At 62.2% G+C, this 26,814-nt stretch carries 24 protein-coding genes; 12 read left to right on the top strand and 12 right to left on the bottom strand.

The genetic code is table 11. From position 1 onward, the window contains the following. Window positions 1-34 precede the first annotated feature (34 nt). From VWY60_RS11350 to VWY60_RS11360, 3 genes are read left to right on the top strand one after another with little or no spacing between them, the layout of a single operon-like run. Window positions 35-856 (top strand): TatD family hydrolase, encoded by an 822-nt coding sequence (locus VWY60_RS11350; protein ID WP_416540512.1) that lies wholly within the window; start codon window positions 35-37, stop codon window positions 854-856. Continuing rightward, window positions 856-1,653, top strand: coding sequence for an MBL fold metallo-hydrolase (locus VWY60_RS11355; RefSeq protein WP_340544870.1), 798 nt, complete (start codon window positions 856-858; stop codon window positions 1,651-1,653). Before VWY60_RS11350 ends, VWY60_RS11355 begins: the two co-directional genes overlap by 1 nt. A gap of 51 nt (window positions 1,654-1,704) precedes the next feature. Beyond that, window positions 1,705-2,637: an AEC family transporter gene (locus VWY60_RS11360; RefSeq protein WP_416540513.1), complete on the top strand. Its 933-nt coding sequence runs from the start codon at window positions 1,705-1,707 to the stop codon at window positions 2,635-2,637. Window positions 2,638-2,695: 58 nt separating this feature from the next. Here the strand turns inward: VWY60_RS11360 and VWY60_RS11365 are convergent, their stop codons facing one another. From VWY60_RS11365 to VWY60_RS11375, 3 genes are all read right to left on the bottom strand, one after another. Next, the gene (locus VWY60_RS11365) at window positions 2,696-4,213 is read right to left on the bottom strand and encodes a tripartite tricarboxylate transporter permease (protein WP_340544868.1); all 1,518 of its coding nucleotides are present in this window, start codon (window positions 4,211-4,213) and stop codon (window positions 2,696-2,698) included. A gap of 1 nt (window position 4,214) precedes the next feature. Further along, entirely contained in the window at window positions 4,215-4,709 is a 495-nt protein-coding gene (locus tag VWY60_RS11370) for a tripartite tricarboxylate transporter TctB family protein (protein ID WP_416540514.1), read from the bottom strand. 148 nt (window positions 4,710-4,857) lie between these two features. Then, window positions 4,858-5,835, bottom strand: a complete 978-nt coding sequence (locus tag VWY60_RS11375; RefSeq protein ID WP_260090143.1) for a Bug family tripartite tricarboxylate transporter substrate binding protein — start codon at window positions 5,833-5,835, stop codon at window positions 4,858-4,860. A 131-nt stretch (window positions 5,836-5,966) separates the two neighbouring features. Here VWY60_RS11375 and VWY60_RS11380 point away from each other — a divergent pair, with 131 nt between their 5' ends. The 3 genes from VWY60_RS11380 to VWY60_RS11390 are packed head-to-tail and all read left to right on the top strand — an operon-like array spanning window position 5,967 to window position 9,093. Beyond that, entirely contained in the window at window positions 5,967-6,632 is a 666-nt protein-coding gene (locus tag VWY60_RS11380; RefSeq protein ID WP_260090142.1) for a response regulator transcription factor, read from the top strand. Next, window positions 6,629-8,044, top strand: coding sequence for a sensor histidine kinase N-terminal domain-containing protein (locus VWY60_RS11385; protein WP_416534755.1), 1,416 nt, complete (start codon window positions 6,629-6,631; stop codon window positions 8,042-8,044). The genes VWY60_RS11380 and VWY60_RS11385 overlap by 4 nt, the downstream gene beginning before the upstream one ends. Beyond that, entirely contained in the window at window positions 8,014-9,093 is a 1,080-nt protein-coding gene (locus VWY60_RS11390) for an ABC transporter substrate-binding protein (protein ID WP_416540515.1), read from the top strand. Before VWY60_RS11385 ends, VWY60_RS11390 begins: the two co-directional genes overlap by 31 nt. Before the next feature lie 22 nt (window positions 9,094-9,115). On the opposite strand, the gene VWY60_RS11395 is transcribed toward VWY60_RS11390, so the two are convergent. The 5 genes from VWY60_RS11395 to VWY60_RS11415 form a co-directional block, all read right to left on the bottom strand. Next, entirely contained in the window at window positions 9,116-10,207 is a 1,092-nt protein-coding gene (locus VWY60_RS11395) for an ABC transporter ATP-binding protein (RefSeq protein WP_416540516.1), read from the bottom strand. Between the two features lie 31 nt (window positions 10,208-10,238). Continuing rightward, complete coding sequence (locus VWY60_RS11400; protein WP_416540517.1) at window positions 10,239-11,897, bottom strand: alpha-amylase family glycosyl hydrolase; 1,659 nt, start codon at window positions 11,895-11,897, stop codon at window positions 10,239-10,241. A 65-nt stretch (window positions 11,898-11,962) separates the two neighbouring features. Continuing rightward, window positions 11,963-13,111 (bottom strand): carbohydrate ABC transporter permease, encoded by a 1,149-nt coding sequence (locus VWY60_RS11405; RefSeq protein ID WP_416540518.1) that lies wholly within the window; start codon window positions 13,109-13,111, stop codon window positions 11,963-11,965. A gap of 13 nt (window positions 13,112-13,124) precedes the next feature. After that, window positions 13,125-14,132: a carbohydrate ABC transporter permease gene (locus VWY60_RS11410; protein ID WP_416540519.1), complete on the bottom strand. Its 1,008-nt coding sequence runs from the start codon at window positions 14,130-14,132 to the stop codon at window positions 13,125-13,127. 140 nt (window positions 14,133-14,272) lie between these two features. Then, window positions 14,273-15,625, bottom strand: a complete 1,353-nt coding sequence (locus VWY60_RS11415; protein ID WP_340544856.1) for an ABC transporter substrate-binding protein — start codon at window positions 15,623-15,625, stop codon at window positions 14,273-14,275. Between the two features lie 247 nt (window positions 15,626-15,872). On the opposite strand from VWY60_RS11415, the gene VWY60_RS11420 reads away from it, so the two are divergent. Together VWY60_RS11420 and VWY60_RS11425 are read left to right on the top strand one after the other, a co-directional pair. Then, window positions 15,873-16,901 (top strand): substrate-binding domain-containing protein, encoded by a 1,029-nt coding sequence (locus VWY60_RS11420; RefSeq protein ID WP_340544854.1) that lies wholly within the window; start codon window positions 15,873-15,875, stop codon window positions 16,899-16,901. Window positions 16,902-16,940: 39 nt separating this feature from the next. Continuing rightward, window positions 16,941-18,272, top strand: coding sequence for a GH1 family beta-glucosidase (locus VWY60_RS11425; RefSeq protein WP_416540520.1), 1,332 nt, complete (start codon window positions 16,941-16,943; stop codon window positions 18,270-18,272). 27 nt (window positions 18,273-18,299) lie between these two features. On the opposite strand, the gene argE is transcribed toward VWY60_RS11425, so the two are convergent. From argE to VWY60_RS11445, 4 genes are all read right to left on the bottom strand, one after another. Beyond that, window positions 18,300-19,454: an acetylornithine deacetylase gene (argE, locus tag VWY60_RS11430; RefSeq protein WP_416540521.1), complete on the bottom strand. Its 1,155-nt coding sequence runs from the start codon at window positions 19,452-19,454 to the stop codon at window positions 18,300-18,302. A gap of 4 nt (window positions 19,455-19,458) precedes the next feature. Next, the gene (locus tag VWY60_RS11435) at window positions 19,459-20,643 is read right to left on the bottom strand and encodes a M24 family metallopeptidase (RefSeq protein ID WP_416540522.1); all 1,185 of its coding nucleotides are present in this window, start codon (window positions 20,641-20,643) and stop codon (window positions 19,459-19,461) included. A gap of 21 nt (window positions 20,644-20,664) precedes the next feature. Continuing rightward, window positions 20,665-22,038: an aspartate aminotransferase family protein gene (locus VWY60_RS11440; RefSeq protein ID WP_416592521.1), complete on the bottom strand. Its 1,374-nt coding sequence runs from the start codon at window positions 22,036-22,038 to the stop codon at window positions 20,665-20,667. Window positions 22,039-22,336: 298 nt separating this feature from the next. Beyond that, window positions 22,337-23,362 (bottom strand): LacI family DNA-binding transcriptional regulator, encoded by a 1,026-nt coding sequence (locus VWY60_RS11445; RefSeq protein WP_416534747.1) that lies wholly within the window; start codon window positions 23,360-23,362, stop codon window positions 22,337-22,339. Between the two features lie 128 nt (window positions 23,363-23,490). On the opposite strand from VWY60_RS11445, the gene VWY60_RS11450 reads away from it, so the two are divergent. The 4 genes from VWY60_RS11450 to VWY60_RS11465 all read left to right on the top strand — a co-directional run bounded on the left by VWY60_RS11450 (window position 23,491) and on the right by VWY60_RS11465 (window position 26,813). Then, window positions 23,491-23,676 carry a hypothetical protein gene (locus tag VWY60_RS11450; protein ID WP_340544846.1) on the top strand — a complete coding sequence of 62 codons (186 nt, stop codon included), beginning with the start codon at window positions 23,491-23,493 and terminating at the stop codon, window positions 23,674-23,676. Window positions 23,677-23,699: 23 nt separating this feature from the next. Beyond that, complete coding sequence (locus tag VWY60_RS11455; RefSeq protein WP_416539260.1) at window positions 23,700-24,845, top strand: TRAP transporter substrate-binding protein; 1,146 nt, start codon at window positions 23,700-23,702, stop codon at window positions 24,843-24,845. Window positions 24,846-24,958: 113 nt separating this feature from the next. Then, window positions 24,959-25,471 carry a TRAP transporter small permease gene (locus VWY60_RS11460; RefSeq protein ID WP_340544843.1) on the top strand — a complete coding sequence of 171 codons (513 nt, stop codon included), beginning with the start codon at window positions 24,959-24,961 and terminating at the stop codon, window positions 25,469-25,471. Window positions 25,472-25,484: 13 nt separating this feature from the next. Continuing rightward, entirely contained in the window at window positions 25,485-26,813 is a 1,329-nt protein-coding gene (locus VWY60_RS11465) for a TRAP transporter large permease (protein WP_340544842.1), read from the top strand. Window position 26,814: the final 1 nt, after the last annotated feature.

Raw genomic sequence — 26,814 nt, forward strand, 5'->3', positions numbered from 1 at the left:
CGGACCGCCCCGCAGGACGCGACAGAGAGCACAGATGACCGAGAGCCTTTCCCCCATGACCCCGTCCATCACGGACAGCCATTGCCATCTGGATTTCCCCGATTTCGAGGGCGAGCTGGACGCGCTGATCACGCGCGCGGCAGAGGCCGGTGTCACCCGGATGGTCACTATCTGCACCAAGCTGCGCAATGAACCCACCGTGCGCGCCATCGCCGAAGCGCATGCGCCGGTGTTCTATGCCGCCGGCACCCACCCGATGAGCGCCGCGGATGAGCCGCTGGTGTCGGTTGATGAGCTGGTGACGCTGGCCCAGCATCCCAAGTTTGTCGGCATCGGCGAGACCGGGCTGGACTATCACTATACCGCTGAGAGTGCGGAGGTGCAGAAGACCTCGCTCAGGACCCATATCACGGCAGCGCGGGAAACCGGCCTGCCGCTGATCATCCATGCCCGCGCGGCGGATGATGATATGGCGATGATCCTGCGCGATGAGATGGCCAAGGGCGCCTATAGCTGCGTCATGCACTGTTTCTCCTCCTCGCCCGAACTGGCACGGGCGGCGCTGGATCTGGGGTTCTACCTGTCGATGTCGGGCATCGCCGCCTTCCCCAAGAGCCAGGAGCTGCGCGATATTTTTGCCGCCGCCCCGCTGGAGCGTATTCTGGTGGAAACCGACGCGCCCTATCTGGCGCCGCCCCCCTATCGCGGCAAACGCAATGAGCCGGCCTATACCGCCCATACCGCCCGCGTGGGTGCCGAGGTGTTTGGTGTGGATTACGCCGATTTTGCCGCGCAGACGCAGGCAAATTTCGACCGGCTGTTCTGGAAAGTCGCCCAATATGAGGCTGCCGCCTGATGGGCGTGCTGCGCTTTACCATTCTGGGCTGCGGCTCCTCCGGTGGGGTGCCGCGTCTTGGCGGGCATTGGGGTGCCTGCGACCCGACCAATCCGCGCAACACCCGGCGGCGCTGTTCGCTGCTGGTGGAGCGTGAGGGGCCGGAGGGCACCACAACGGTGCTGATCGACACCTCCCCGGATATGCGAAGCCAGTTGCTGGACAGTGGTATCGGGCGGCTGGACGGGGTGGTCTACACCCATTCCCATGCCGACCATGTGCATGGCATTGACGATCTGCGCATGATCGTCTTCAACATGCGCGACCGCATTCCGGTCTATGCCGATGGTGAAACGCAGAACGCGCTGCTGTCGCGGTTCGGCTATGCCTTTGTGCAGCCCGAAGGCTCTCCCTACCCGCCCATTCTGGACCTGCGCAGCATTGATGGACCGCTGACCATCTCCGGCCCCGGTGGCGATATCACCCTGCGCCCGTTTGAGGTCAACCACGGCTCCATGGATGCGCTGGGGTTCCGCATTGGCGATCTGGCCTATCTGCCGGATGTGGCCAAGATCCCCGACAGCGCGCTGGTGGAATTGCAGGATCTGGACTGCTGGATTCTGGATGCGCTGCGCCGCAAGCCACATCCTACCCATCTGTCGCTGGACGAGGCGCTGGAGTGGATCGACCGGATGGCCCCAAAACGCGCGGTGCTGACCAATATGCACATTGATCTCGATTATGCCGAGGTCGCCGCAGAGACCCCCGATCACATCGACCCGGCCTATGACGGGATGGTGATCGAATACCCGATCTGATCCGCGTCCGCCGGTGGGCAGACCCCTCTCCCGCCGATAGGAAGGCACGTCATGTTTCAGAGCCTGATTGATGTCATCCTGCCGGTATTTCTGGTCATCGGTGCGGGGTATATCGCCACCCGGCGGGGGTATTTTCAGGCCAGTCATGTCGATGGGCTGATGAAATTCACCCAGAGCTTTGCCATCCCCTGCCTGTTGTTCCGCGCCATTGCGACGCTGGATCTGTCGGCGAGTTTCGATCCGCGCCTGCTGATCAGTTTCTACACCGGCGCCGCGGCCTGTTTCTGTCTGGGCATGGCGGGCGCGCGGCTGATTTTCAAACGCGAGTGGGAAGATTGCGTGGCGATCGGGTTTTGCTGCCTGTTCTCCAATTCGGTCCTGCTGGGGCTGCCGATCACGGAACGGGCCTATGGTGCCGACAATCTGACCGGCAACTATGCGATCATCGCCTTTCACTCGCCGTTTTGCTACGGGCTGGGGATCACGGTGATGGAGATCGTGCGCAGCCGGGGCGCTGGCAGCAGCAAGACGGTGAAGGCCGTGCTGAGCGCGATGTTCAAGAATGTGCTGATCCTGGGCATCGCCCTGGGGTTTGTCGTCAATCTCTCGGGCCTGTGGATCCCGCAGGCGGTGGATGAGGCGCTGTCGCTGGTCATTCGCGCCGCCCTGCCTGCGGCGCTGTTCGCACTGGGGGGTGTGCTGGTGCAATACCGGCCAGAGGGCGATCTGCGCGCCATTGGCTTTGTCTGCGCGATCTCATTGATGGTGCATCCGGCAATTGTCTGGAGCATGGGCACGGCGCTGAAGGTGCAGCCGGATCTGTTCCGCTCCGGCGTGCTGAACGCGGCCATGGCGCCGGGGTTCAACGCCTATATCTTTGCCAATATGTATGGGCGCGCGAAACGGGTGGCGGCCTCCTCGGTGCTGATTGCGACCGGCAGCTGTATCCTGACAGTCTGGCTGTGGCTGCTGATCCTGGGCTGAGGGGGCAAACAAACAGGGGCGCCGCAGCGCCCCCGATGGTCTGTTTCCATGGTGCCGGTCAGTCGCCGTCCGCCACCCCGGCCTGACGCAGCCGCGCGCGGCGGGCGCGGTAGCTGGGCAGGATCACCAGAATGGCTGCCAGCCCCAGCAGGCCGATGGTCATCGGGCGTTCCATCAGGAAGCCCAGCCCATCATAGAGCTGCATCGAGCGGGAGAAATTATCCTCCAGCATCGACCCCAGGATGAAGCCGATCAGCAAGGGCGCGAGCGGATAGTCGGCAAAGCGCAGCACCGTGGCACAGATCCCCAGCCCCACAAGGATCAGCAACTCTGTCGCATTGTTCTGCCCGATATAGGCCCCCATCAACGTAAAGAAGAAGATGAAGGGGATCAGGTAGTTGCGCGGGACCGCCAGCACCTTGGCAATATAGGGGATCAGCGGCAGATTGAGGATCAGCAGAACCAGATTGCCGACATACATCGAGATGATCACGGCCCAGAAGATCTCCGGCTCATCCACCATCAGGCGCGGACCGGGCGAAACATTGAGCGCAATCAGCGCGCCCAGAAGGATCGCAGTGGTGCCGGAGCCGGGAATGCCCAGCGTCAGCAGTGGCACAAAGGAGCCGGTGCAGGCCGCGTTATTGGCGCTTTCGGGCGCGGCGAGGCCTTTGATCGAGCCTTTGCCGAACTCTTTCTGTTCGTCCTTAGGCGCGATATTGCGCTCCACCGCGTAGCCCAGGAAGGAAGCGATGGTGGCTCCGGCCCCCGGCAGGACGCCGATCAGAAAGCCCTGGATCGACTGACGGCCAATCACCGGCGCGATGGACTTGGCCTCCGCTCTGGTGATGCGCAGATCCTTGATCTCGCTGCTGCCGCCTTCGCTGGCAGAGCGGCTGGGATCAAGCACCAGATAAAGCGCCTCCGGCAGGGCGAACATCGCCATCGCCAGCGTGATGAAACCGAAGCCAGACTGAAGATCCATGATGCCCATGGTAAAGCGGGGCATGTTGAACAGCGCGCCCTCGCCCACGGTGGCCATGATCAGGCCAAGCACCGTCATCAGTAGCGCCTTCACCACCTGGCCGGTCCCCGCAAAGGCGGCGATGGCCGACAGCCCCACCACCATCAAGGCGAAGTATTCGGCGGAGTGGAACAGCAGCGCGACGCTGGCCAGTGCAGGCGCGAAAATCATCAGCAGGACGGCACCAATGGTGCCGCCGCAGAAGGAGGAGATCGCGGCCACGGTCAGCGCCTTGCCGGCCTTCCCCTGCCGCGCCAGCGGGTAACCATCGAAGGACGTTGCCACTGTCGAGGCCACGCCCGGTGCGTTGATCAGGATTGACGAGGTGGAGCCGCCAAATATGGCGCCATAGTAGACCCCGGCCAGCAGGATCAGCGCCGCCGAAGGATCTCCGATGGAAATCGCCACCGGGATCATGATGGAAATGATGCTCATCGGGCCGAGACCCGGCAACATGCCGATGAAGGTGCCGATGAGGCAGCCACCGATGACCATCAGCAGGTTGCTGAGGGAAAAGGCGGTGCCGAGGCCGATCAGAATACCGTCCAGCATATCAGACTCCATTGCCAAGGAAGAGCGGGAGCGGGCGTAGGTAGATGCCCAGCACCCCCTGCACGAGATACCAGACCACGCCTGCCGCAAGGACGACGATGGGGATCAGGATATGCAGTTTGCGTTCGCCCAGGATCATGGCGCTGATCACCAGAAAGCCGACGGTTGCGATCAGGAACCCAACCGGGCGCAGCGCCAGTGCATAGATCACCATCATCGCCAGCAGTGCAACGGCCTGCCCCAGCTTGTAATCCAGCAGGCGGCGGTAATCGATGTCACCCGTCTTTGGGCCTGCATCGGATTTCTGCGGCGACAGCAGGATGATCAAAGCACAGATCACCGCCAGTACCGACAACCCCTTGGGGAAGGTGCTGGGCCAGATGGCATTGAATTTCATGAACGGCGGCAGCCCTTCGTCCATGGTGAAAAAGGCCGTGTAGCCATAGGCGAGGCTGATCATGAGGATGACCAGCGCGATCCATCGGTCGAGCGCCATGAGGCTCTCCCCCCCTTTGGTGAGATATGTTCAGAATGAAACCTGAGAGGCAGCGCGGCTCCTCCCGAAGATCTGCGCCGCCGGTTTCTGTCGTCAGAGGCGGGCGCCCGACACCTCTCGGACCGGACGCCTGTCTGCTCTGCCAGACTTAGAGGAAGCCGAGTTCCTGCATCAGGCTCTTGATGACTTCTTCCTGACCTTCCAGGAAGCTGACGAAATCATCGCCGCTGTTGTGGATGTTGACCCACCCGTTGCGGGCGCGGACCTCTTCCCATTCGGGGGTGTCATACATCTTGGCCAGGGCCGCGCGATAGGCGTCGACCTTTTCCTGCGGAAGGCCGGGGGCGCCAAAGAAACCTCGCCAGTTGACGAAGGTTGCGTCGATCCCCTGTTCTTTCATCGTGGGGGCGTCTGCATAGGCCGGCACGCGGTCCTCGGCGGTGACGCCGATGATTTTCACCTCGCCTGCGTTGGCCAGATCAATCGCCTCGGAGAAACCGGTGGAGAGTGCTGCGATTTCACCTGACAGCAGCGCCGCCATGGCAACCCCGCCTGCATCATAGGGGATGTATTTCACCGCCGTCGGCTCTTCGCCTGCGGCCTTCATCACCATTGCGGCAACCAGATGGTCCATGCCACCGGGTACCGAGCCACCGCCGATGGCGGTCTTGCGCGGATCGGCCTGATAGGCGGCGATCAAATCGGACATCGAGTTGATCGGGCTGTCCTTGCCCACCACGATGGCCGCGTAATCGCCAATGGTGCCTGCGACCATGGTGAGGTCACGGAAGTTATGCGGGAAGACACCAGTCAGCGAGCGGATCACAATCGGGGTGGAGTTAACCATCAGGGTGCCGTGGTTGCTCTCGGCGTTTTCGATCAGATAGCCGATCGCCTTGCCACCGCCGCCGCCGGACATGTTCTCGTAGGAGGCATTGCCCACCAGCCCCGCCTTGGTCAGCGCCTCACCGGTGCCGCGCGCGGTGCCGTCCCAGCCGCCGCCTGCGCCGCCGGGGATCAGAAAGTGGATGCTGTCCACCATCTCATCCGCAGAAACCGGCGCCGCAAAGGCCAGTGTCGCGGCAGTCACGGCCATCAGGGCGCGCCGGGTCAAAGTCGTTTTCATCTGTTTGTCCTCCCATTTGACAAATGGCGGCTTGGCCGCTCATGACTGGAAGGGAACACGTTAAGCTGACACAAACCTGTCACACCCGATGCAGCCGCCACCTGCCCGGCCACCTGGATGAATGGACTCCCATGCGCTTCTTGCTGGTTGAAGACAATCTTAGCCTTGCGGCCGCCGTCGAGGACCGACTGCGGATGGATGGCCATGTGGTGGATCACGCCCCGGATCTGGCGGTGGCGGATGACTATGCGGCGACCGCGGATTACGATTTGATTTTACTGGATATTATGTTGCCAGACGGGGATGGCCGCAGCTTCTTGAAATCCCATCGCAACCGTCAGGGCACAACGCCGGTGATTGTGCTGACGGCACGGTCCGAGGTATCGGACAGGGTTGGTGTGCTGGATCTGGGGGCGGATGACTACATCACCAAACCCTTTGATTTTTCCGAGCTGGAGGCGCGCTGCCGGGCGGTGCTGCGGCGCCATGGTGGCGGCAGTTCCAACCAGAAACGATTCGGTGCGCTGATCTTTGATCCGCTTGCCGGAACCCTGACGGTGGGCGGCAGAACCGTATCGCTGCGCAACAAGGAGCTGCGGCTGCTGGAGATTTTCATCAACGCGCCGGACCGTATCTTTTCCAAGTCGAAACTGGTGGACCGGTTGTTCTCCTATGAGGAGGACGTTTCGGAAAATGCGATCGAGGTCTATGTGGCGCGGCTGCGCAAGCATCTGGCCGGATCTGAGGTGGAGATCACCACGGTGCGCGGCCTTGGCTACCGGATGTCGCTTGCATGAGCGAGGCCATCCGCACCAGTGGGTCGATCCGGCGGCGTCTGACGCTGCAACTGGTGGGGAGTGCGGCCTTTCTGGCGTCGCTCTTGTTCTTTATCGTGCTGGTCTTCACCCGCGATGTGTCGCAGCAGACCCATGACAGCATTCTACAGGCCTCGGCCACCTCGATCATGGATTCCGTTTCGGTCCGCTCGGGCGATGTGACAGTGGATATCCCCTATGCGGCGCTGTCGATGCTGGGCAACGTCAGCAATGACCGGGTATTTTATCGCGTGGCGCAGGATCAGCTGGTGCTGACCGGTTACGACGACCTGCCCCGACCCGACCCGTTGCCGCGACAGGGGGCGCCCCGGTTTCAAACGCTGAGCTACAAGGGCGACAGCATTCGGATGGTGACGCTGGCGCGGCGGGTTTCGCTGGGCGGGCAGGCATCCGACCTGATTATTTCGGTGGCGCAGACCCGCGAGGGGCAATCGGCGCAGCTGGCGCAGCTGACACGCCGCGCCTTGCAGCTGGGGGTCGGTTTCTTTGTCATTGCCGCAGTCCTCGCGATCTGGGCGGCGCAATCCAGTGTGCGGCCGCTGGCCGAACTTGCCGGGGCGGTGTCGCGGCGCGGGCCCAAGGATCTGCGCCCGGTGCGCAGGCCCGTGCCCTCGGAGATGATCCCACTGGTGTCCTCGCTCAACCGGTTTATCGACCGGCTGCGGATTTCGCTGTCTCGGTCGGAGGATTTCATCGCCGAGGCCGCGCACCGGGTGCGCACGCCGCTGGCCACTGTGCGCACCCAGGCGGAGATCACGCTGCGCCGGGTTGAGCGGGACGAAAACCGCGCCTCGCTGCGCGAGATGATCCGCGCAATTGACGAAAGCTCGCGCGCGGCGGGTCAGCTGCTGGATCATGCGATGGTGACCTTTCGCACTGACAGCCTCTTGCGCGAAGAGGTGGATCTGGGGGCGCTCTGCCGGGAGCTTCTGAACCGGCTTCGTCCGATTGCCGAGCTGAAGGACATAGCGCTGCATTGCGACCTGCCGCAGACACCGGCCCTGTCGGGTGATCCGATCCTGATCCAGAACGCGGTGCGCAACCTCTTGGACAATGCAATCAAATATGCGCCGGGCGAAAGCGATGTACAGGTGATCCTGCGCCGGGAGGGACAGGCGCTGCGGCTGAGCATCATCGATGAGGCCGGTGGGTTTCCGGATGGCGACACCGACGCGCTGACCGCGCGGTTTGCCCGTGGCACAAACGCCGAAGGCACCATCGGCTCCGGTCTTGGCCTTACCATCGCGCGCGAGGTGGTGGAAGCCCATGGCGGACGGCTGAGCATTGCCCCCAGCGACGCCACCACCGGCCCGCCAGCGGCGGCCCCAAGACGGGAGGGATCATGCGTATCCTTGTATTTTCCGCTATCGTGAGCCGCCCGGTGCGGGGTCTGTGTCTGGCGCTAATGGCGCTTGTTCAGCTGGGGATCGCAGCGCAGGCGTTTGAGATCGAAGATCGCCGTCGCTTTGGGCCTGCCGCAGCCGAGGCGGCACCGGATTTGCTGCGGGTTCTGTCAACCACAGACACCGATCTGCTGGCGCCGCTTGTCGATAGCTTCCTGCGGACGCGACCGACCGTGGTGGTGGACTATGTCGCTGTCAGCAGTGCCGAACTGATGCGGGCGGTCGTGGAGGAGAACGCGCCGTTTGATCTGGCCGTTTCCTCGGCGCTGGATTTGCAGACCAAACTGGCCAATGACGGCTATACGCTGGCGCACCGCTCCACCACGACGGCGCAGCTGCCGGTCTGGGGCAACTGGCGCGATCATGTCTTTGCCTTCTCGCAGGAGCCTGCGTCGATTGTGCTGTCGCCGGCGGCCTTTGAGGGGCTGGAGATGCCGCGCAGCCGGCAGGCGCTGATGTCGCTCTTACGGCGATACCCCAACCGGTTCCGGGGCCGCATCGGCACCTATGATGTCGAGACCAGCGGCCTTGGCTATCTGTTTGCGACGCAGGATCTGCGCACCTCAGAGAGTTTCTGGCGGATGATGGAGATTTTCGGCAGTCTTGACCTGCGGCTCTATTGCTGTTCCGGCGAGATGATCGAGGCGGTCGCGCGGGGAGATCTGGCGATTGCCTATAACGTGCTGGGCAGCTACGCCCGCGCGCGGGATGATCTGGCGGATCGGATCGAGATCGTGGATCCGCAGGATTACACCAACATGATGCTGCGCACCGCCGTGGTGCTGAAGGGGGCTGAGCGGCCGGATCTGGCCGGCGCCTTTATCGACCATCTGCTGCGCGCGGCCTGGGGAAGCAGCCGCGATCCGGCCTATCCGTTCCCAAGGTATCCAACCGGGACCGCCAGCCCCGAGGCGGCGCTGCGCCCGATCCAGATGGGACCGGGGCTGCTGGTGTTTCTGGACCGGCTGAAACGGGCGCGTTTTATCGAAGAATGGCGCAGCACCGTGTTGCAGAAATAAGCCCGCCTGCCGCCCGCACCGCTCAACGATAGAGCAGCGACTGGCCGTTGTGGAACAGATGCAGCTTGGCCGGGTCGGCGTAGAGCCGCACAGAGGAGCCGCGCAACCCCTTGTGAATGCCGGGGAGTTTCGCAATCAGGGGATCCTTGCCCTCACCTGCGGCGATGTAGAGCACCGTCACCTCACCCAGAGCCTCCACAATATCGACGCGGCTGTCGATCAGCGCGCCGCCTGTGCCGGTTTCGACCAGATCCTCGGGCCGGACGCCGACATTCACCGCGAGCCCCTGATCGGCGTCGGTCGTGGGGATATCGGCGATGGCCTCTTCCCCACTGTTGAGCCGCACGGTGGTGCGTGGGCCAGTGGCGATCACAGTGCCGGGAATGAGGTTCATTGCGGGCGAGCCGATGAACTGGGCCACAAATTCATTCTCCGGGCGCTGGTACAGCTCCAGTGGCGTGCCGACCTGTGCGATGCCTTTGTCGGCCAGAACCACAATGCGGCTGGCCAGCGTCATCGCCTCCACCTGATCATGGGTCACATAGATCATGGTGCTGTCCGGCATCGCCTCTTTCAGCTGGGCGATTTCGATCCTTGTGGCGACCCGCAGGGCCGCGTCCAGATTTGAGAGTGGCTCGTCAAAGAGATAGACCTTCGGATCACGCACGATGGAGCGACCGATGGCGACCCGCTGGCGCTGCCCGCCCGACAGCGCCTTGGGCAGGCGGTCGAGATAAGGCTCCAGCTGCAGGATCTTGGCGGCGCGGTCGATGGCGGCGTCGATCTCAGGCTTGCTCTTCTTGGCGATTTTCAGCGCAAAGGCCATGTTGTCGCGAACGGTCATATGCGGATAGAGCGCATAGGACTGGAACACCATCGCGATGCCCCGCTGGGCGGGCGGGATATCATTCATCACCGCATCGTCGATTTCCAGCGTGCCGCCGCTGATCCGCTCCAGCCCCGCGATCATCCGCAGCAGGGTGGATTTGCCGCAGCCGGAGGGGCCGACAAAGACGATCAGCTCCCCCTGTTTGATATCGAGATTGATATCTCTCAGGACCTCGACGCCGCCCCCGTAGGTCTTGGCGACATTGGTCAATTTCAGGTTTGCCATCTACTGGTCCCTCCCCTGCTCGTCGTTTCTGTCAGACCCGCACCGCAAGGCAGGCCTGCCACGGTGCCAGCGCGACACGGGCGCCGCTTTGCGGCAGGTCGGCCAGGGCGATGTCGGTGTCGGGCCTGCGCCATGTGCCCTCCGGCAGGGTGATCTCTGCCGGGGTGTCCCCCAGATTGAAAGCGCAGAAGATCACCTCGTCGCGGTCCTGACGGGTGAAGAAGGCGACATTGCCCTCTCCCCGCAGCTGGTCATGAGTGCCCACCGCGAGCGCCGGATGTGCCTTGCGCAGGGCGATGGCGCGGCGGTAGTGGTGCAGCATGGCCTGCGGGTCGGCTTCCTGACTGGCGACGCTCAGGCTGAGATGCTCGGGCGAGACGGGCAGCCATGGCTTGCCTTCGCTGAAGCCGCCTGCGCTGTTTGACGGTTCCCAGACCATTGGCGTACGGCAACCGTCGCGGCCCTTGAATTCGGGCCAGAACTCAATGCCATAGGGGTCCTGCAGATCTTCAAAGGCGATGTCTGCCTCTGGCAGGCCCAGCTCCTCGCCCTGATAGATGCAGGTGGTGCCGCGCAGGCACATCATCATGGTGGTGAACAGGCGCTGCGCCTCCGGGCTGAGATCCCAGCGGCTGCTGTGGCGGATCACATCGTGGTTGGAAAACGCCCAGCAGGCCCAGCCATTTGCGGCCACACGGTCCACCTCGGCAAAGACTTCGGCCAGCCGGGAGGCGGTCAGCACATCCTTGGCCAGGAGTTCAAAGGCGTAGCACATGTGAACGCCGCTGTTGCCTGCCGTGTAGCTGCCCATGATCTCAAGACCGCGCTGCGCGTCGCCCACCTCGCCCACGGCCGCCTTGGCCGGGTATTCATCCAGAAGCGCGCGGAACCGGCCCAGGAAAGCCAGATTTTCCGGCTGGTTCTTGGAGTAGAGATGTTCCTGGTGATTATAGGGGTTCACCGAGGGCGCGATGGTGGCATTGCGCTGCTCTGGCGGCAGGGCCGGGTTCGACCGCAGCTCAGCGTCGTGGAAATAGAAGTTGATGGTATCCAGACGGAAGCCATCAACGCCGCGCTCCAGCCAGAAGCGGGTCACATCCAACAGCGCGTCCTGCACGGCGGGGCAGTGAAAATTCAGATCCGGCTGCGAGACAAGGAAGTTGTGCAGGTAATACTGCTCCCGCCGGGGATCCCATTGCCAGGCAGAGCCGCCAAAGATCGACAGCCAGTTGTTCGGCGGCGTGCCATCGGGCTGCGGGTCGGCCCAGACGTACCAGTCAGCGCGGGCATTGTCGCGGCTCTGGCGGCTTTCGCCGAACCACGGGTGCTGGTCAGAGGTATGCGACAGCACAAGATCAATCATCACCCGCAGGCCCAGGCCGTGCGCCGTTGCGACCAGCTGGTCAAAGTCGGACAGGCTGCCGAACATCGGATCGACGTCGCAATAGTCGGAGACGTCATAGCCGAAATCCTTCATCGGGGAGGTGAAGAATGGCGAGATCCAGATCGCATCCACCCCAAGCGAAGCAATATGCGGCAGGCGCTGGGTGATGCCTCTGAGGTCACCGATGCCATCGCCGTTGCTGTCCTGATAGCTGCGCGGGTAAATCTGATAGATCACTGCACCGCGCCACCAATCGGGGTCAGCGGCGAGAACCTGTGCCGGGTCGAGTTGAGCTTGAGCGTTCATATCAGCTGTTTCCATAGTCTGTAGAGTAAGAGGCAGGACCGGTGTGATCCGGCCTGCGGATCACGTCACTTGACCGAGCCTGCAAGGAGGCCACGGACGAGGTATTTCTGCATGGCAAAGAAGACACCGAGCGGCACCGCAATCGAGACAAAGGCGGAGGTTGCGAGGATCTCCCAATTGCCGCCACGGGTGCCCAGCAGCTCAACGATCTGTTTGGTCATCACGGTGGTTTCCCCGGTGGCGTCGATCAGGAACACCATGGCCACCAGAAGGTCGTTCCAGGTCCACAGGAACTGGAAGATCGCAAATGAGGCCAGCGCCGGAAAGGACAGCGGCAGGATGATGCGGGTGAAGATCATGAAATCGGTCGCGCCATCGACACGGGCATTTTCGATGATATCGCGTGGGATGCCTACCATGTAGTTGCGCAAAAGGTAGATCGCGAGCGGCAGGCCAAAGCCGGTGTGGGCCATCCAGACGCCGATGTAGCCTTTGCCGATGCCGATCTCATTGTGGAATTTCAGCAGCGGGATCAGCGCCAGTTGCAATGGCACCACCAGCAGGCCAACGATGGCCGCCACCAGCAGGGCGCGGCCCGGAAATTCCATCCACGCCAGCGCATAGGCCGCGAAGGCGGCAACAAGGATCGGGATGATGGTTGCCGGAATGGTGACGGTCAGCGTGTTGAAAAATGCCTTGGCCATATTGTCGGTTGAATTGCCGGAGATGAGCACTGTTTCATAGTTCTCCAGCGTGAATTCCGGCGGCACGGTTGCGGTGACAAACACCCGGGGGCCGCGTTTGCCGCTGATTTCCTCGGTGCTTTCCAATCGGTAGGCGCCATCTGCCGCAACCGACAGGGTGCCGCCACGGCGCAGCTCGGCCGTTTCACCGGGCTGATAGGCGGCAGGCTCGCGCGCCGAGGTGCCCCAGGCGGAAATCTCGCTGCTGGTGTCTTCGGCAAAGAGGCGGCCCTCAATCACAAAGAGATCTCCCTGTCGCAGCTGTTCGCTGGGCAGGTCAATGCGCAGGGTCAGGTTCTGTTCACTGGGGAACATCGCGCGCCACCAGCCGCTGGTCGCGATCTGATCGGCGGTGCGGAAGGAGGACACCAAGAGGCCCAGCGTCGGGAACAGCCACAGCCCCACGAGCAGCACCACGGAAAGGCGTAAGGCCCAGGTCAGCGCAGGTTTTTGTCCGGCAATCATTGTCATGGCGGTCTTCTCCTCAGCGCATTTCGCGGCGGGCGTTGTAGACGTTCCAGACCAGGATCGGCAGGACCAGAAGCATGATGACCATGGCGCTGGCGGAGCCGACGCCCCAGTCATTGGCGCGGAACAGTTTGTCGTACATGTAATTGGCCAGAACCTGCGTCTCCCACTGGCCGTTGGTCATGGCAAAGACGATGTCAAAGACCTTGAGCACAACGATGGTGATGGTGGTCCAGACGACGACGATCGTGTCCATGATCTGCGGCACCTTGATCTTGAAGAAGATCTGAAACGGTCCGGCCCCATCCACGATGGCGGCTTCAACGGTTTCTTCGGGGATGCCGCGCAGGGCGGCGGAGAGGATCACCATGGCAAAACCGGTCTGGATCCAGATCAGCACCATCATCAGGAAGAAGTTGTTCCAGAACGGGATGGTCAGCCACTGCATCGGCCCGTCGCCGCCGAAATAGATGTAGAGCGCGTTCAGAACGCCGATCTGCTCGGTGCCCTCGGGGCGGGCGTCATAGACCAGTTTCCAGATCACCGCAGCCCCGACAAAGGAGATCGCCATCGGCATGAAGATCAGTGACTTCGCAATATTGCCCCAGGCCAACCGGTCCGTCAGCTGTGCGGCCAGCAGGCCGAAGGCGGTCGAGGCGGCAGGCACCACGAGAAGCCACAGGAAATTGTTTTGGAGCGCCTCCCAGAATTTCGCCTCGGCCAGCATCTGCTGGTAGTTGGCAAGACCGACGAATTCAGATCCGCCGCCGGGAACCCGTTCTGTAACCGACAGGCGCAGGGTCTCAACCACCGGGTAGGCCAGATAGAGCCCCAACGCCAGCAGCGCGGGCAACAGGAACAGCCATGGTCGGATCATATTGGCGCGGCGGATATTGCGGGCGATATGCGCACCGCGTGCCGGAAAGATCACCCGGTCCAGCACCAGATTGGAGAAGTAGAAATAGCCGACACACCCTCCGACGCCAAAGGCGATTGTGAGCAGGCCCTGAATGGCTGGGTGCATGAGAAACTCCCTTCGCGGTGGGGTGGAGTGGGCAGATCAGCCCCCGGCAGCAACGCAGGCGGGCAGATCGGCGCGGATCTTCGATGGGAAAACTGCAAATGGTGCGGGCCGACCTGATAGAGGCAGCCCGCACCTGTGACTTATTTCAAAGCATCCCAGGAGGACTGGATCTCGGCCGCGACCTCTTCTGCCGGGGTGCCGCCAGCGTAGCCGACCATGCCTGTCCAGAAGGAACCCGCGCCGACCGCGCCGGGCATCAGATCCGATGCGTCAAAGCGGAAGGTGTCTGCGGACAACAGGATATCGCCCATCTTTTTCAGCGTATCAGTGGCATAAAGGTCGGTGTTGACGCCCTTGTGCGGGGTCAGGAAGCCCTGTTGCGCCATCCAGACCTCATGTCCGATAGGGGATTTCAGGAATTCCATCAAGGCGCGCGCGCCCTTGCTGTCGTTGGTGATCGACCACAGGGTGCCTGCCCCCAGAACCGGGCTGCCCAGATCCTTTTCCTCATAGGCCGGGAAGTAGAAGAAATCCGCATCCAGCCCCACCTCGGTGCCTTCGGGGAAGAAGGCCGGGATGAAGGACGCCTGACGGTGCATCAGACATTGCGGCGGGCTGGCGAAAAGGCCCTTGGGGCTGTCGCGGAAATCTGTGGAGGCCACCGCCCCTGCCCCGCCCGATACATAGGCGTCATTGCGGGCGAAATGCCCAAATTCCTCAATCGCACCGATGACGCGGGGATCGGTGAAGGGGATTTCGTTGCTGACCCACTGGTCATAGACGGACGGGTCCTGGGTGCGCAGCATCATATCCTCGACCCAGTCGGTGGCAGGCCAGCCCGTGGCGCCACCGGACCCCAGACCAATGCACCAGGGCGTATTGCCGTCCTCGACCATCTGATCGGTCAGCGCCTTCAGCTCTTCCATCGACTGCGGCACGTCGTAGCCGAAATCCTCAAAGGTTTCAGGTACGTACCAGACAAGGGATTTCACATCGACCTTGTAGAACAGGCCAAAGAGATCCTCGTTGCCATCCGGCCCCTTGAAGGTGCTGAGATCGACCCAGGAGTCGCCAGCGGCGTAGTTTTCACGCACCCAGTCAGCGGTGTCGCTGCCCAGAGGCGAGATAAAGCCGCGCCGCGCCATGTCCGCCACCAGTCCCGGCTGCGGGAAGACGGCGATGTTGGGTGCGGAGCCGGCCTCGGCGTCCACGACGATCTGCTGTTCGAAACTGTCGGAGCCGGTGTAACGCACATCGGCGCCGGTAGCCTCGGCAAAATAGGCCAGCACTTTCTCGACCAGTGCCTGATCGGGGCCAAGCCAGGGTCCGAAGACGGTGACCTGTTCACCGGCAAGATCGGTCGCCTTTAGCGCCTCGAAGCTGTCCCAGTTGAACTCTCCCTCACCGACCGGAAAGGTCAGCGCCCCGTCGGCCTGCGCAAGTCCGGCTGTCAATGCCAACACGCCCGCAGCGGCAGTAAGCCTGCGTTTCATGATATTTCCTCCCGATAATCACAACGCCCTGCCAGATCCTGTTTGATCCGGTTATCCAAAGCGCTTTGGATTTCGCTACACTTCTAGATTCGCGCGGCGCTGTCAACAAATTACCAAGAAACACCTCTTATCTCTTAATTCAAACGGCCCTTGCCAGCCTCACCTCACCCCTGCCATAACTACCTGAGCATGAGCACTGCGTTGCGATATGCGCCCGAAATATCAAAGCGCTTTGGAGACTTTCCGTATGAATCTGAAGGAACTGGCCGCCCATCTGAACCTGTCACAGACAACGGTCAGCCGTGCGTTGAATGGGTTTCCCGAAGTAAGCGAAGCCACCCGCAGGCGGGTTGCGGCGGCGGCGGAGCAGCACAACTACCGCCCCAACACCCGCGCCAAGGCGCTGGCAACCGGGCGGGCAATGGCCATCGGCCATGTGATTCCGCTGTCATCGCAGCATGAGATGGTGAACCCGATCTTTGGCGATTTCATCGCCGGAGCGGGCGAGAGCTACGCCAAGGCCGGCTATGACATGGTGCTGTCGCTGGTCGAGGACAGCAAACAGGAAAAGGCCTATCGCGAGATGGCGGCGAAGCGGAACGTCGATGGCATCGTGCTGCATGCGCCGCGCATGTCGGACCCGCGGATTGCACTGTTGCGCGATATTGGCCTGCCTTTTGCGGTGCATGGCCGGGCCTCCGATCTGGAGGGGCCGTACAGCTGGCTGGATGTGAACAACAAAAGCGCCTTTGAACGGGCGACACAATTCCTGCTCGATCTCGGGCATCGGCGGATCTGTCTGGTCAATGGTCTGGAGAGCATGGATTTCGCATGGCGTCGTCGCGCAGGCTACGAATGCGCGCTGACCGCAGCGGGCATCCCCCTGGATCCCGCGCTGATGTTTGCCGAGGAAATGACCGAAAGCTACGGTCACCGCACCGTCGTACACACTCAGGCCATGGCCGATCCGCCCACCGCCTATCTGGTGTCGTCGATCATCCCGGCGATGGGTGTGCGCCGCGCAATCGAGGATTCGGGGCGCCAGATGGGGCGCGATATTTCGGTGATCACCCATGACGATGATCTCTCCTATCTGCGCAATGGCGATGAGCTGCCGCAATTCACCGCGACGCTTTCTTCTGTGCAGGAGGCCGGCCGACAGCTGGCCGACCTGCTGCTGGCGCAGATCCGCGATCCGGGTGACGCCCCTTTGACACGCCTGCTGGAAGCGCAGCTGACGGTTGGCCGCTCCACCGGGCCTGCGCCGTCGCGCTAGGCTCACCGCTGCCCGCACCATCCAATCAGGAGAGCCGCCATGTTACGCAACAGCCGCCAGGACTTCCCCGAGGGTTTTCTCTTTGGCGCGGCAACCTCAGCCTATCAGATCGAAGGACACGGGTTTGGCGGCGCCGGGGCGACCCATTGGGACAGTTTCGCCGCCACCCCCGGCAATGTAGTGCGAGCCGAGCACGGCCAGCGCGCCTGCGATCATTACCACCGCTACGCTGAGGATCTGGATCTGGCGGCAGCTGCCGGGTTTGACTGCTACCGGTTCTCCACCAGCTGGGCGCGGGTTCTGCCCGAGGGGCGTGGCACACCCAACCCCGACGGGCTGGATTTCTACGACCGGTTGACGGATGCGATGCTGGAGCGGGGGCTGAAACCCTGCGTGACGCTCTACCACTGGGAATTGCCACAGGCGCTGGCCGATATGGGAGGCTGGCGCAACGCCGATATCGCCAAATGGTTTGGCGACTTTACCGCGGTCATCATGGGCCGCATTGGCGACCGGATGTATTCCGCGGCGCCGATCAATGAACCATGGTGCGTAGGCTGGCTGTCGCATTTCCTTGGCCATCATGCGCCCGGCCTGCGTGATATCCGGGCAACGGCGCGGGCGATGCACCATGTGATGGTAGCCCATGGCACCGCCATCGAAACGATGCGCGGCCTTGGCATGGAGAACCTTGGCGCCGTGTTCAATCTGGAATGGGCAGCCCCCGCCGACAACAGCGAGGCCGCCCGGCAGGCCGCTGCGCGCTATGATGCGATCTACAATGGCTTTTTCCTTGGCGGTGCCTTTCACGGGCGCTACCCGGATCTGGCGCTGGAAGGGCTGGAACCGCATCTGCCGCACGGCTGGCAGGATGATTTTGCCACCATCTCAGCCCCCGTCGACTGGTGCGGCCTCAACTACTATACCCGCAAGCTGATTGCGCCGGGCAGCGGCGCCTGGCCCCATTACGCCGAGGTCGATGGCCCGCTGCCCAAGACCCAGATGGGATGGGAGATCTATCCGCAAGGGCTTTATGATTTTCTGACCCGGACGGCCCGCGACTATACGGGAGATCTGCCGCTGATCGTGACCGAAAACGGCATGGCCAACGCGGATATGGTGACAGATGGCACCGTGCAGGACGACGCCCGGATCGCCTTTGTCGATGACCATCTGGACGCGGTGCGCCGTGCCATTGCGGATGGCGTGCCGGTGCAGGGCTATTTCCTGTGGTCGCTTCTGGACAATTATGAATGGGCGCTGGGGTATGAGAAACGGTTCGGGCTGATACATGTGGATTTCGACACGCTGACCCGCACCCCCAAGGCATCATACCGCGCGCTGCAATCGGCGTTGGCACCCCCGCCGTGATACCGGTGCTTCGATCGCGGGCGGGCGTCAGTCCGCCAGTCGCGCTGCCAGCTGGTCCAGCACGCTGAGGCATTGCCCGAGCTGGTCAATGGCGAGGTATTCATCCGCCTTATGCGCCTGCGCGATGGACCCTGGCCCGCAGACGACCACATCCATACCCAGCGCCTGAAACAAGCCCGCCTCGGTGCCGAAGGGCACCAGATCCGCGCTCTTGCTGCCCAGCAGCTCCGCCATGATGTCGCGGGCCTCATTCCGCGTGGTGGGGACCAGCCCTGCCACCTCTCCCACCACCTCGGTGTCGATGCTGGCCTCGGGGTAGACCGCGCGCATGGCAGGCAGCAGAACATCGTGGCAATAGCGTGCCATCGTGTCCTTCACATGGTCGGCGTCGGCCTGCTGGACCGGACGCATCTCCCAATCGACCTGCGCCTTTGATGCGATGACATTATGCGCGCTGCCACCGTTGAGCGCACCGATGTTCAGCGTGGTCCAGGGCGGATCAAATCGACTGTCCGACGGGGTACGCTGCTGCAAATCCAGGCGCAGATCGAGCAGGCGGCTGACATAGCGCACCGCGTATTCCACCGCATTGACCCCTCGTGACGGATCCGACCCGTGACCCTCAAGCCCCTGAAAACGTGTGGTGTATTCGTGGCAGCCTTTGTGGCCCTCAATGATGCGCATACTTGTCGGTTCACCGATCAGGGCCAGTCGTGGCCTGATCTCGCGGTCGCGCAGCGTCTGAACCAGATGACCGGCACCGACGCAGCCCACCTCCTCGTCGTAGGTAAAGGCGAAATGCAGGGGACGCTTGCCGATCTGCCCGGCGAACTGCGGCGCCATGGCGAGGGTCGCCGCGATGAAACCTTTCATGTCGCAGGTGCCGCGTCCGTAGAGCCGCCCGTCGCGCTCCACCATCGTGAAGGGGTCACTGCTCCAGTCCTGATCGGTCACCGGCACCACATCGCTATGGCCTGACAGCACGATCCCGCCATCGGCGTCCGGACCAAGCGTGGCGAAGAGATTTGCCTTCTGACCGCTGGCATCAAACAGCACATCAACACTGGCGCCGCAGTCCTCAAGCCGGTTGGCAAGATAGGCAATCATCTCCAGATTGCTGTCAGCCGAGACCGTTGGAAAGGCAATGAGATCCGACAGGATCCGGGTGGTTTCATCAATCACCGGCTCATCCTTTTATGAACAGTTTCCGCTCCACTGTGCAGAGCGGTTCGGCGGCGCCGGTGTCGCGGATCAGCAGGGTTTCGGTGGTCTCAAGCCCCCAGCTGTCCATCCAAAGCGCCGGCATAAAGTGGAACACCATGCCCGGTTGCAGCACGGTGGTGTCTTCGCTGCGGATCGACGCCGTTCGTTCGCCCCAGTCCGGCGGGTAGGACAGGCCAACCGGGTAGCCCATGCGGCCAGAGCGTTCGATGCCGTGTCTGGCCATCACCGCCATAAAGGCGTCGGCAATGTCGCAGGTGCGATTGCCTGCGCGCGCCGCCTCGATTCCGGCGGCGATGCCTTCGATCTGGGCAGCCTCGGTTCGCAGCATCTCCGCCGGAGGAGTGCCGAGGAAGACCGTGCGCGACAGTGGCGCATGATAGCGGCGATAGCAGCCGGAGAGTTCAAAGAACGTCGCCTCGCCCGCGCGCATCGGGGTGCCGTCCCAGGTCAGATGCGCTGCGGTGGCATCCAGCCCCGAAGGGGTCAGCGGCACGATGGCGGGATAATCCCCCCAGTCCTCGCCCACGCCGGTGATGCCCGCATGAATAATATCCGCGACCAGATCATTTTTGCGCACCCCGGGTTCGGCGCGGTCGATGGCGGTCTGGATCACCCGATCGGTGATCCGCGCCGCCTTGCGCATGAAGGTCAGCTCAGCCTCGGTTTTGATCAGCCGTTGCCAGTTGACCACTCCGGTTGCGTCCTGAAGGTCGGCGTGAGGCAGCTCTGCCGCCAGTACCGCATGTGCCTTGGCTGAATAGTAGTAATTCTCCATCTCGACACCGATGCGGGCGCCCGCAAGCCCCTGCGCGCGCAGACGCTCGGCCAGATCCTGCATCGGATGGCGGTCGATTGATTGAACATAGTGATCGCCGTAGCCGAGAAGCCTGTCCTGAGCCATCCAGCAGGTGCGGCGGGCCCCCATCATGTCCATATGCCGCCCCCACCAGATCGGGTCATCGTCATGGGTGACGATCACCCCCTGATGGACATAGAAGGACCAGCCGTCATAGCCGGTGAGCCAGGCCTGATTGGAGGGATCGGTGACAAAGAGCGCATCCAGACCGGCGGCAGCCATGGCGGCCCGGGTCTTAGCCAGCCGCTGCTCGTATTCGGATTGCTCAAACGGGGTATTTGGCTTGACCATTTTGTATTTCCCTTCCTGCCCTCAGCCCAAAACCGCAGTGACGGCCCGGTGCGTTGCCGCGACCACCTGATCTGCCTCCTGCCGGATCAGGCAGAACGGCGGCGCAAAGCCGAGGATATCCCCCTGCGGCATCGCCCGCGCAATCACGCTGTCCTGCTCTAACAGTTTGGCCGCGATCTGCGGTCCGATCTTGTCACTGGCGTCAAAGAAACGGCGATCATCGCGCTCGGCCACGAATTCCACCGCGCAGAGCATCCCCTCGCCGCGCACGTCGCCCACATTGGGATGGTCTCCCAGCGCCTTGCGCATCTCATCATTGAGGTAGGCGCCGATGGCACCGGCGTTTTCGACAAGTCCGAGCTGGTCGATCAGATTGAGGTTGGCCACGCCAGCGGCGGCGCCGATGGGATGCGCCGAATAGGTCCAGCCATGACCAATCGGGCCGTTCTCATCTGTGCCGCGCTCCAGAACCTGCCACATCTTGTCTGACACGATAGAGCCCGACAGCGGCGCATAGGCTGAGGTCAACCCCTTGGCGATGGTGATAAGATCGGGTCGCATGCCGTAGTGATCAGAGCCGAACATCGTGCCCAACCGGCCAAAACCTGTCACCACCTCATCCGCGACCAACAGGATATCGTGGCGCTCCAGCACCGCCTGAATGGCCGGCCAGTACCCGGCAGGCGGCGGCACGATGCCCCCGGTGCCCAGCACCGGCTCACCGATAAAGGCCGCGATGGTGTCGGCCCCCTCACGCTCGATCAGCGCCTCAAGCTCAGCTACGCAATGGGCGACAAAATCGGCCTCGCTCTGGCTGCAATCCGCACGGCGGAAGTAATATGGCGCCTCGGTATGCACCACCTGCGCCAGCGGCAGATCGAATTTGTTGTGAAACAGCTCCAACCCGGTCAGCGACCCCGTCATCAGCCCGGATCCGTGATAGCCCCGCCAGCGGGAGATGATCTTTTTCTTTTCCGGGCGGCCGAGGATGTTGTTGTAATACCAGATCAGCTTGATGTTGGTTTCATTCGCATCGGACCCGGAAAGGCCGAAATAGACTTTCGACATGTGATCGGGCGCCCGGTCCATGATCATCTTGGCGAGGGTGATCGAGGCCTCGGTGCCATGGCCGACATAGGAGTGGTAATAGGCCAGATCGCGGGCCTGGGTGGCGATGGCCTCGGCAATCTCAGGGCGCCCATAACCGACGTTGACGCAGTAAAGCCCGGCAAAGGCGTCCAGCATCCGATTGCCATCGCGATCCTCGATATGGCAGCCACTGCCACCGGTCACCACCCGCTGCGGCAGGTTTCCACGGGCAAATTCGGCAAGATGCGTGGAAGGGTGGAAAAAACTGTCGCGGTCCCATTGGTCCAGTTGATCGTTGTGCAGCATGGCTCTGTCCTTGGCTATGGCGGCGCGCCGCCTTTGGTCACATGAAGGGAGCCAGTTGCACGCGACAGGCCAGCGGGGCGGCCTGTTTTTGAGCAGAAGAAGGCTCCGCTCACCCGGACAGCAGCGCGCAATGCCTTTATTGCCAGGGTCGTGCAGCAGTTGGACCATGAGAGACCGGCCGATGGCAACAGATTTTTTTGCGCCGTGGCTAGGACCGGTGGTCGCCGGCCCCTGCCCCGATGGTCGACGCCGCAGATCTGTTTCCAAACCGCGCGGTATCACAGATTCGACGGCAGCCCTATCCGGCAGGCGGCGGCGCCAGGGAGTTCCGTCTGACAACAGCTGTGTTGATGCAGATCGACTGACCGTCGGAGCGGCCTTCAACCATGGCGATCAGCTGTTGAGCCGCCTTGCGCCCCATTTCACGGTGCGGAACATGCACCGTCGTCAGCGGCGGGCTGACGATCTCCGCCAGTTCAATATCATCAAAGCCGGTTATCGAGACATCCTGCGGCACCGCGATGCCAAGGCGGTGCGCCTCGCCCAACGCACCGGCTGCAAGGACGTCATTGCCACACATGACCACGGTCGGACGAGGATCACGGGCCATCAACTCAGCAAATGCCCTGGCGCCTTTTTCAATTTCATAGGGGGTTTCGATCAATGTCAGCGCCTGCGGATCGCAGCCCTGCGCTTGGAGGGCATCGCGGACCCCGCTGACGCGGTTCTGTGCCCGGTCATTGCCTTGCCGGATACCCGAGATCATGGCGATGCGACGGTGGCCCGCCGTTAGCACCGCCTGCGCCAGCTCATACATGGCCCCGGTATTGCTGAAGCCGACGGAGATCTGAGGCAGGTCGGGCGCATATGACCAGGCCACCAGAACCGGCACCTGATGTTTCGCAAGATACTGGTAGATCTTCTCGTCCCGTTCATGGCCAATCAGCAGCAGACCGTCGGCCCCGCGCGCAACCAAAGCCCGGATCTGCTCCTCCTCCACGTCTGGGCTGTAGGCGGAGCTGGAGACGAGAAGCGTATAGCCATCCTCGCGCAGCTGGTCCTGAAAGGCCTGCAGGCCGCGGGCAAAGATCGCGTTGTCCATGGTGGGAATGATCGCCCCGATGGTGAAGCTGCGTTTGGCAGCCATCACCCGCGCGGCGAAATTCGGCGTGTACCCCAGCGATTCGACCGCTTCCATCACCCGGTCGCGGGTTGCCTTGATCACCCGGTCAGGTGAATTCAGGCAGCGCGACACCGTCGCGGTGGAAACGCCCGCCGCCTTGGCAACATCGTTAAGTGTTGGAGCTGAGGGGATTTTTCCCATGTCTTACCTGCCATGTCTTTGGCGTATGTTAGCATAAATCGGGGCAGCTGCCAGCTACCAATGTAAGCGCTTGCATTATTGATGTAAGCGCTTACAAATGATGTTGAGATACAAACCGGGATCTTGCGATGTTTCTGATGGCGTCTGTTTGCGTATTTGTCGTGTTCTTTGCCAATGTTGCCCTCGGCGCGTTTGGCGGCGGCGGCTTCCTGGGCGATGTCGGCGAAATGGTGGTCCTGTTTGCAGCTTCCATTCTGTTTGTGGCGGCAATTCTCAAGCGAGAGGCTGACCAGAAAAATCAAAACGGCAGCTGACGGATTTCCAAGGGAGGAAGACAATGACAAATGGCAAGGATGGCCTCAAATCTGCGGAGCGCCGCAATTTTCTGAAACTGGCCTCGACCGGTTCTTTTACTGCGGCGATGGTCGCAGGGGCTGGCGGTGTGCTCTGGTCCACTGAGGCGGTTGCGCAAACCGCCAAGGAGGAAAAGGAACGTGAGGGTGCGGCCGAGCATATCATGACCGTGGCAACCGCCTATGTGCTGGGCGCTTCGCGCAGCTATCCGATCATGCAGTTGGATCTGAAGGAAAACATCCAGAACGCCACCAACGGCAAGGTCTACGTGAAGCTAGCCCCCGGCGGGCAGCTCGGCGCGGGCGGCGCTTTGGTGCAGAAGGTACAGGGCGGCACCATCCAGGCAGCGCAGCATTCGCTGTCAAATTTCGCGCCCTTTGCCTCTACCGTAGACCTGATCAACATGCCCTATCTCTGCGGTTCCAACCAGCGGTTCACCAATCTGGTGACCTCAGATTTCTGGAACTCGGAGGTGCATCCGAAAGTGGAGGCCGCAGGGTTCAAGGCGCTGTTCTATGTGAACATCGACCCCCGTGTGGTGGCGGTGCGCAAGGGTGGCAACGCGGTGATGTCACCCGGTGACATGGCCGGGGTGAAATTCCGGGTGCCAGGCTCGAAGATGCTTCAGCAGTATTACCGCATGGTCGGCGCCAATCCGACGCCGGTGGCCTGGGGCGAGACGCCATCGGCCATCAAACAGGGTGTGGCGGATGCGCTCGATCCATCGGTCGGGGCGCTCTATGTCTTTGGCTTCAAGGATATTCTCAGCCATGTGACCTTTACCCAGGCGGTGCCGGACAGCCAAGTTTATTCCTGTAATCTGGAATGGTTCAATTCACTGCCCGCCGATGTGCAGGAGGGCGTGATGTGGGGGTCTGAAATGACCGCGCATCAGAACCTGTCCAAAGTGCCCTCCGCCCGCGCCTATGCGATGGCGGAACTGACCAAGGCCGGTGTCGAATTCCATAGTCTCAGCGACGATCAGCTGGGCGAATGGCAAGAGGCCGGCGGCTATCAGCGCAGCGAATGGGATTCCTTCAAGACCGAGCTGGCAGGCTCAATGGACAATTTCGCCAAGCTGGAGGAGGCCGCAGGCACCCAGGGCAAATACTTCGTCCACGACGCCTGAGCCGGACCGGGCGGGCAGCGCGAAGCCACCCCGCCCGTCCTTATTCCAACAGCCGCCGCCGCAACAGTCTCCCGGGCTGGTTGCGGGGGTGCGCCTGAACCACGGGAACGGCAATGCAGATCCTGCGAACGATCGACAAGAACGCGGAGCGCTGGCTGCTTCTGGTGTTCTACGTGATGCTGGTCATCACCATGGCAATCGAGGTGATCCGGCGCGAGCTGTTTGCCTTCTCCTCGATCTGGGGCGAGGAGATCGTCCGCTATTCCTTCATCTATCTGGCCTGGATCGGTGCCGCCGCCGCGGTCAAGGAACGTGCGCATATCCGCATTGATGTGCTGATGCACTACCTCGGCCCACGGCCCAAGGCGCTGCTCTATATCTTTGGCGATCTGGTGATGTTCATCGTGGCGCTGGTGGCGCTCTACTGGTCATTCGAGACGGTTCTGGTCTCCGCCAAGTTCGGATCGGTCAGCCACGGGCTGCGGATTTCGATGGTCTGGTTCCTGATGGCGGTGCCTGTGGGCTTTGCGCTGATGGTCTGGCGGCTCTTGCAATCCTTCCTGCGCGACTGGCGCAGCCTTCGCGACGGCACCCCCGTCTTCGAAGGCGACAAGCTGTTTGATTGAGGGGCGTTAAGCGATGCTGTGGAATTCACTCAATCAAACGGTCGAACTTGGATGGGACTTCTACCTGCCGGTGATCATGTTCGTGGCGCTGATTGCGCTGGCGGTACCGGTCTGGGCCGCCATCGGCGCGGCGGCGATCACCATGCTGGTTATGTCGGGCGACCTGCCGCTGAGCGCCATCGGCGAAAGCCTGTTCACCGGCATTGATGCCTTTGCGCTGACCGCGGTGCCCTTGTTCATCCTGACCGGCGACGTGCTGGTGCGCACCGGCCTCAGCAAGAAATTTCTGGATGTCGCAGAGGCGCTGACCTGCTGGACGCGGGGAGGCTTCGGCTCGGCCACGGTGCTGGTCTGCGGCATGTTCGCGGCGATCTCCGGCTCCGATGCGGCCGGTGCTGCCGCCGTTGGACGGATGACCATCAACCGGCTGGTCGAAAGCGGCTACCCCCGCCCCTATGCCTGCGCGCTGGTGGCTGCAGGCGCCTGTACCGGCATCCTGATCCCGCCCTCCATCGCCTATATCATCATCGGTCTGGTGCTGGGCATTTCCGCCTCCACCCTGTTCCTGGCGGCGCTGATCCCGGGGATTGCCATTCTGGTGTCGATCCTGGTCACCAATATCATCATGAACCGGCTTTACACTTATGAGACAGGCGGCAACATGGGGTTCGGTGAATGGCTGGGCAATCTGGGCCAGTCGCTGAAATCCGGCTGGTATGCCTTCATCGTGCCAGGGATCATCTTCTATGGCATCTTCTCAGGCCGCCTGACCCCGACAGAGGCCGGCGCCACGGCAGTGGTCGTCACCATCCTGATGGGCTTTGTCCTCGGCACCCTGAAACTGGCGGATTTCCCCGCGATGCTGGTCAGCTCTGCGAAGGTCAACGGGGTGATCCTGCCGATCATCGCCTTCTCCGCGCCGCTGGCCGAGGCGCTGGCGATCATGGGTGTGCCGCAGGGGTTTGTGACGGCTGTGACCGGGCTGACCGATGACCCCTCTGTGCTGATCCTGCTGATGATCTGCATCCTGATTGCGGCCGGCTGCGTGATGGAGACAACCCCCAACATCGTGATCCTGGCGCCGATCCTGAAGCCGCTCGCCGACAACATCGGCATGAACGAAATCCAGTTCTGCATCATGATGATCACCGCGCTGGGGGTCGGCTTTATCACCCCGCCCCTGGGCCTGAACCTCTTTGTCGTCTCCGGCATCACCGGCGAGTCCATCCTCAAGATCGCCGCCCGCGCCATTCCCTTTGTGCTGACCATGCTGATTGTGGTGCTGCTGATCGCCTATATCCCCGCGATTTCGACCACGCTGCTTCCTGATATTTACAAGTAGG

It is taken from the genome of Phaeobacter sp. JH20_26 (assembly GCF_048056275.1).
Lineage (GTDB): Bacteria > Pseudomonadota > Alphaproteobacteria > Rhodobacterales > Rhodobacteraceae > Phaeobacter > Phaeobacter bryozoorum.

Coding starts and splice junctions, on each gene's coding strand:
- VWY60_RS11355 (WP_340544870.1), top strand. CDS start 856: ATGGGCGTGCTGCGCTTTACCATTCTGGGCTGCGGCTCCTCCGGTGGG.
- VWY60_RS11460 (WP_340544843.1), top strand. CDS start 24,959: ATGCAGATCCTGCGAACGATCGACAAGAACGCGGAGCGCTGGCTGCTT.
- VWY60_RS11385 (WP_416534755.1), top strand. CDS start 6,629: ATGAGCGAGGCCATCCGCACCAGTGGGTCGATCCGGCGGCGTCTGACG.
- VWY60_RS11420 (WP_340544854.1), top strand. CDS start 15,873: ATGAATCTGAAGGAACTGGCCGCCCATCTGAACCTGTCACAGACAACG.
- VWY60_RS11435 (WP_416540522.1), bottom strand. CDS start 20,643: ATGGTCAAGCCAAATACCCCGTTTGAGCAATCCGAATACGAGCAGCGG.
- VWY60_RS11390 (WP_416540515.1), top strand. CDS start 8,014: ATGCGTATCCTTGTATTTTCCGCTATCGTGAGCCGCCCGGTGCGGGGT.
- VWY60_RS11405 (WP_416540518.1), bottom strand. CDS start 13,111: ATGACAATGATTGCCGGACAAAAACCTGCGCTGACCTGGGCCTTACGC.
- VWY60_RS11400 (WP_416540517.1), bottom strand. CDS start 11,897: ATGAACGCTCAAGCTCAACTCGACCCGGCACAGGTTCTCGCCGCTGAC.
- VWY60_RS11455 (WP_416539260.1), top strand. CDS start 23,700: ATGACAAATGGCAAGGATGGCCTCAAATCTGCGGAGCGCCGCAATTTT.
- VWY60_RS11350 (WP_416540512.1), top strand. CDS start 35: ATGACCGAGAGCCTTTCCCCCATGACCCCGTCCATCACGGACAGCCAT.
- VWY60_RS11415 (WP_340544856.1), bottom strand. CDS start 15,625: ATGAAACGCAGGCTTACTGCCGCTGCGGGCGTGTTGGCATTGACAGCC.
- VWY60_RS11360 (WP_416540513.1), top strand. CDS start 1,705: ATGTTTCAGAGCCTGATTGATGTCATCCTGCCGGTATTTCTGGTCATC.
- VWY60_RS11375 (WP_260090143.1), bottom strand. CDS start 5,835: ATGAAAACGACTTTGACCCGGCGCGCCCTGATGGCCGTGACTGCCGCG.
- VWY60_RS11450 (WP_340544846.1), top strand. CDS start 23,491: ATGTTTCTGATGGCGTCTGTTTGCGTATTTGTCGTGTTCTTTGCCAAT.
- VWY60_RS11410 (WP_416540519.1), bottom strand. CDS start 14,132: ATGCACCCAGCCATTCAGGGCCTGCTCACAATCGCCTTTGGCGTCGGA.
- VWY60_RS11380 (WP_260090142.1), top strand. CDS start 5,967: ATGCGCTTCTTGCTGGTTGAAGACAATCTTAGCCTTGCGGCCGCCGTC.
- VWY60_RS11445 (WP_416534747.1), bottom strand. CDS start 23,362: ATGGGAAAAATCCCCTCAGCTCCAACACTTAACGATGTTGCCAAGGCG.
- VWY60_RS11370 (WP_416540514.1), bottom strand. CDS start 4,709: ATGGCGCTCGACCGATGGATCGCGCTGGTCATCCTCATGATCAGCCTC.
- VWY60_RS11365 (WP_340544868.1), bottom strand. CDS start 4,213: ATGCTGGACGGTATTCTGATCGGCCTCGGCACCGCCTTTTCCCTCAGC.
- VWY60_RS11465 (WP_340544842.1), top strand. CDS start 25,485: ATGCTGTGGAATTCACTCAATCAAACGGTCGAACTTGGATGGGACTTC.
- VWY60_RS11395 (WP_416540516.1), bottom strand. CDS start 10,207: ATGGCAAACCTGAAATTGACCAATGTCGCCAAGACCTACGGGGGCGGC.
- VWY60_RS11425 (WP_416540520.1), top strand. CDS start 16,941: ATGTTACGCAACAGCCGCCAGGACTTCCCCGAGGGTTTTCTCTTTGGC.
- VWY60_RS11440 (WP_416592521.1), bottom strand. CDS start 22,038: ATGCTGCACAACGATCAACTGGACCAATGGGACCGCGACAGTTTTTTC.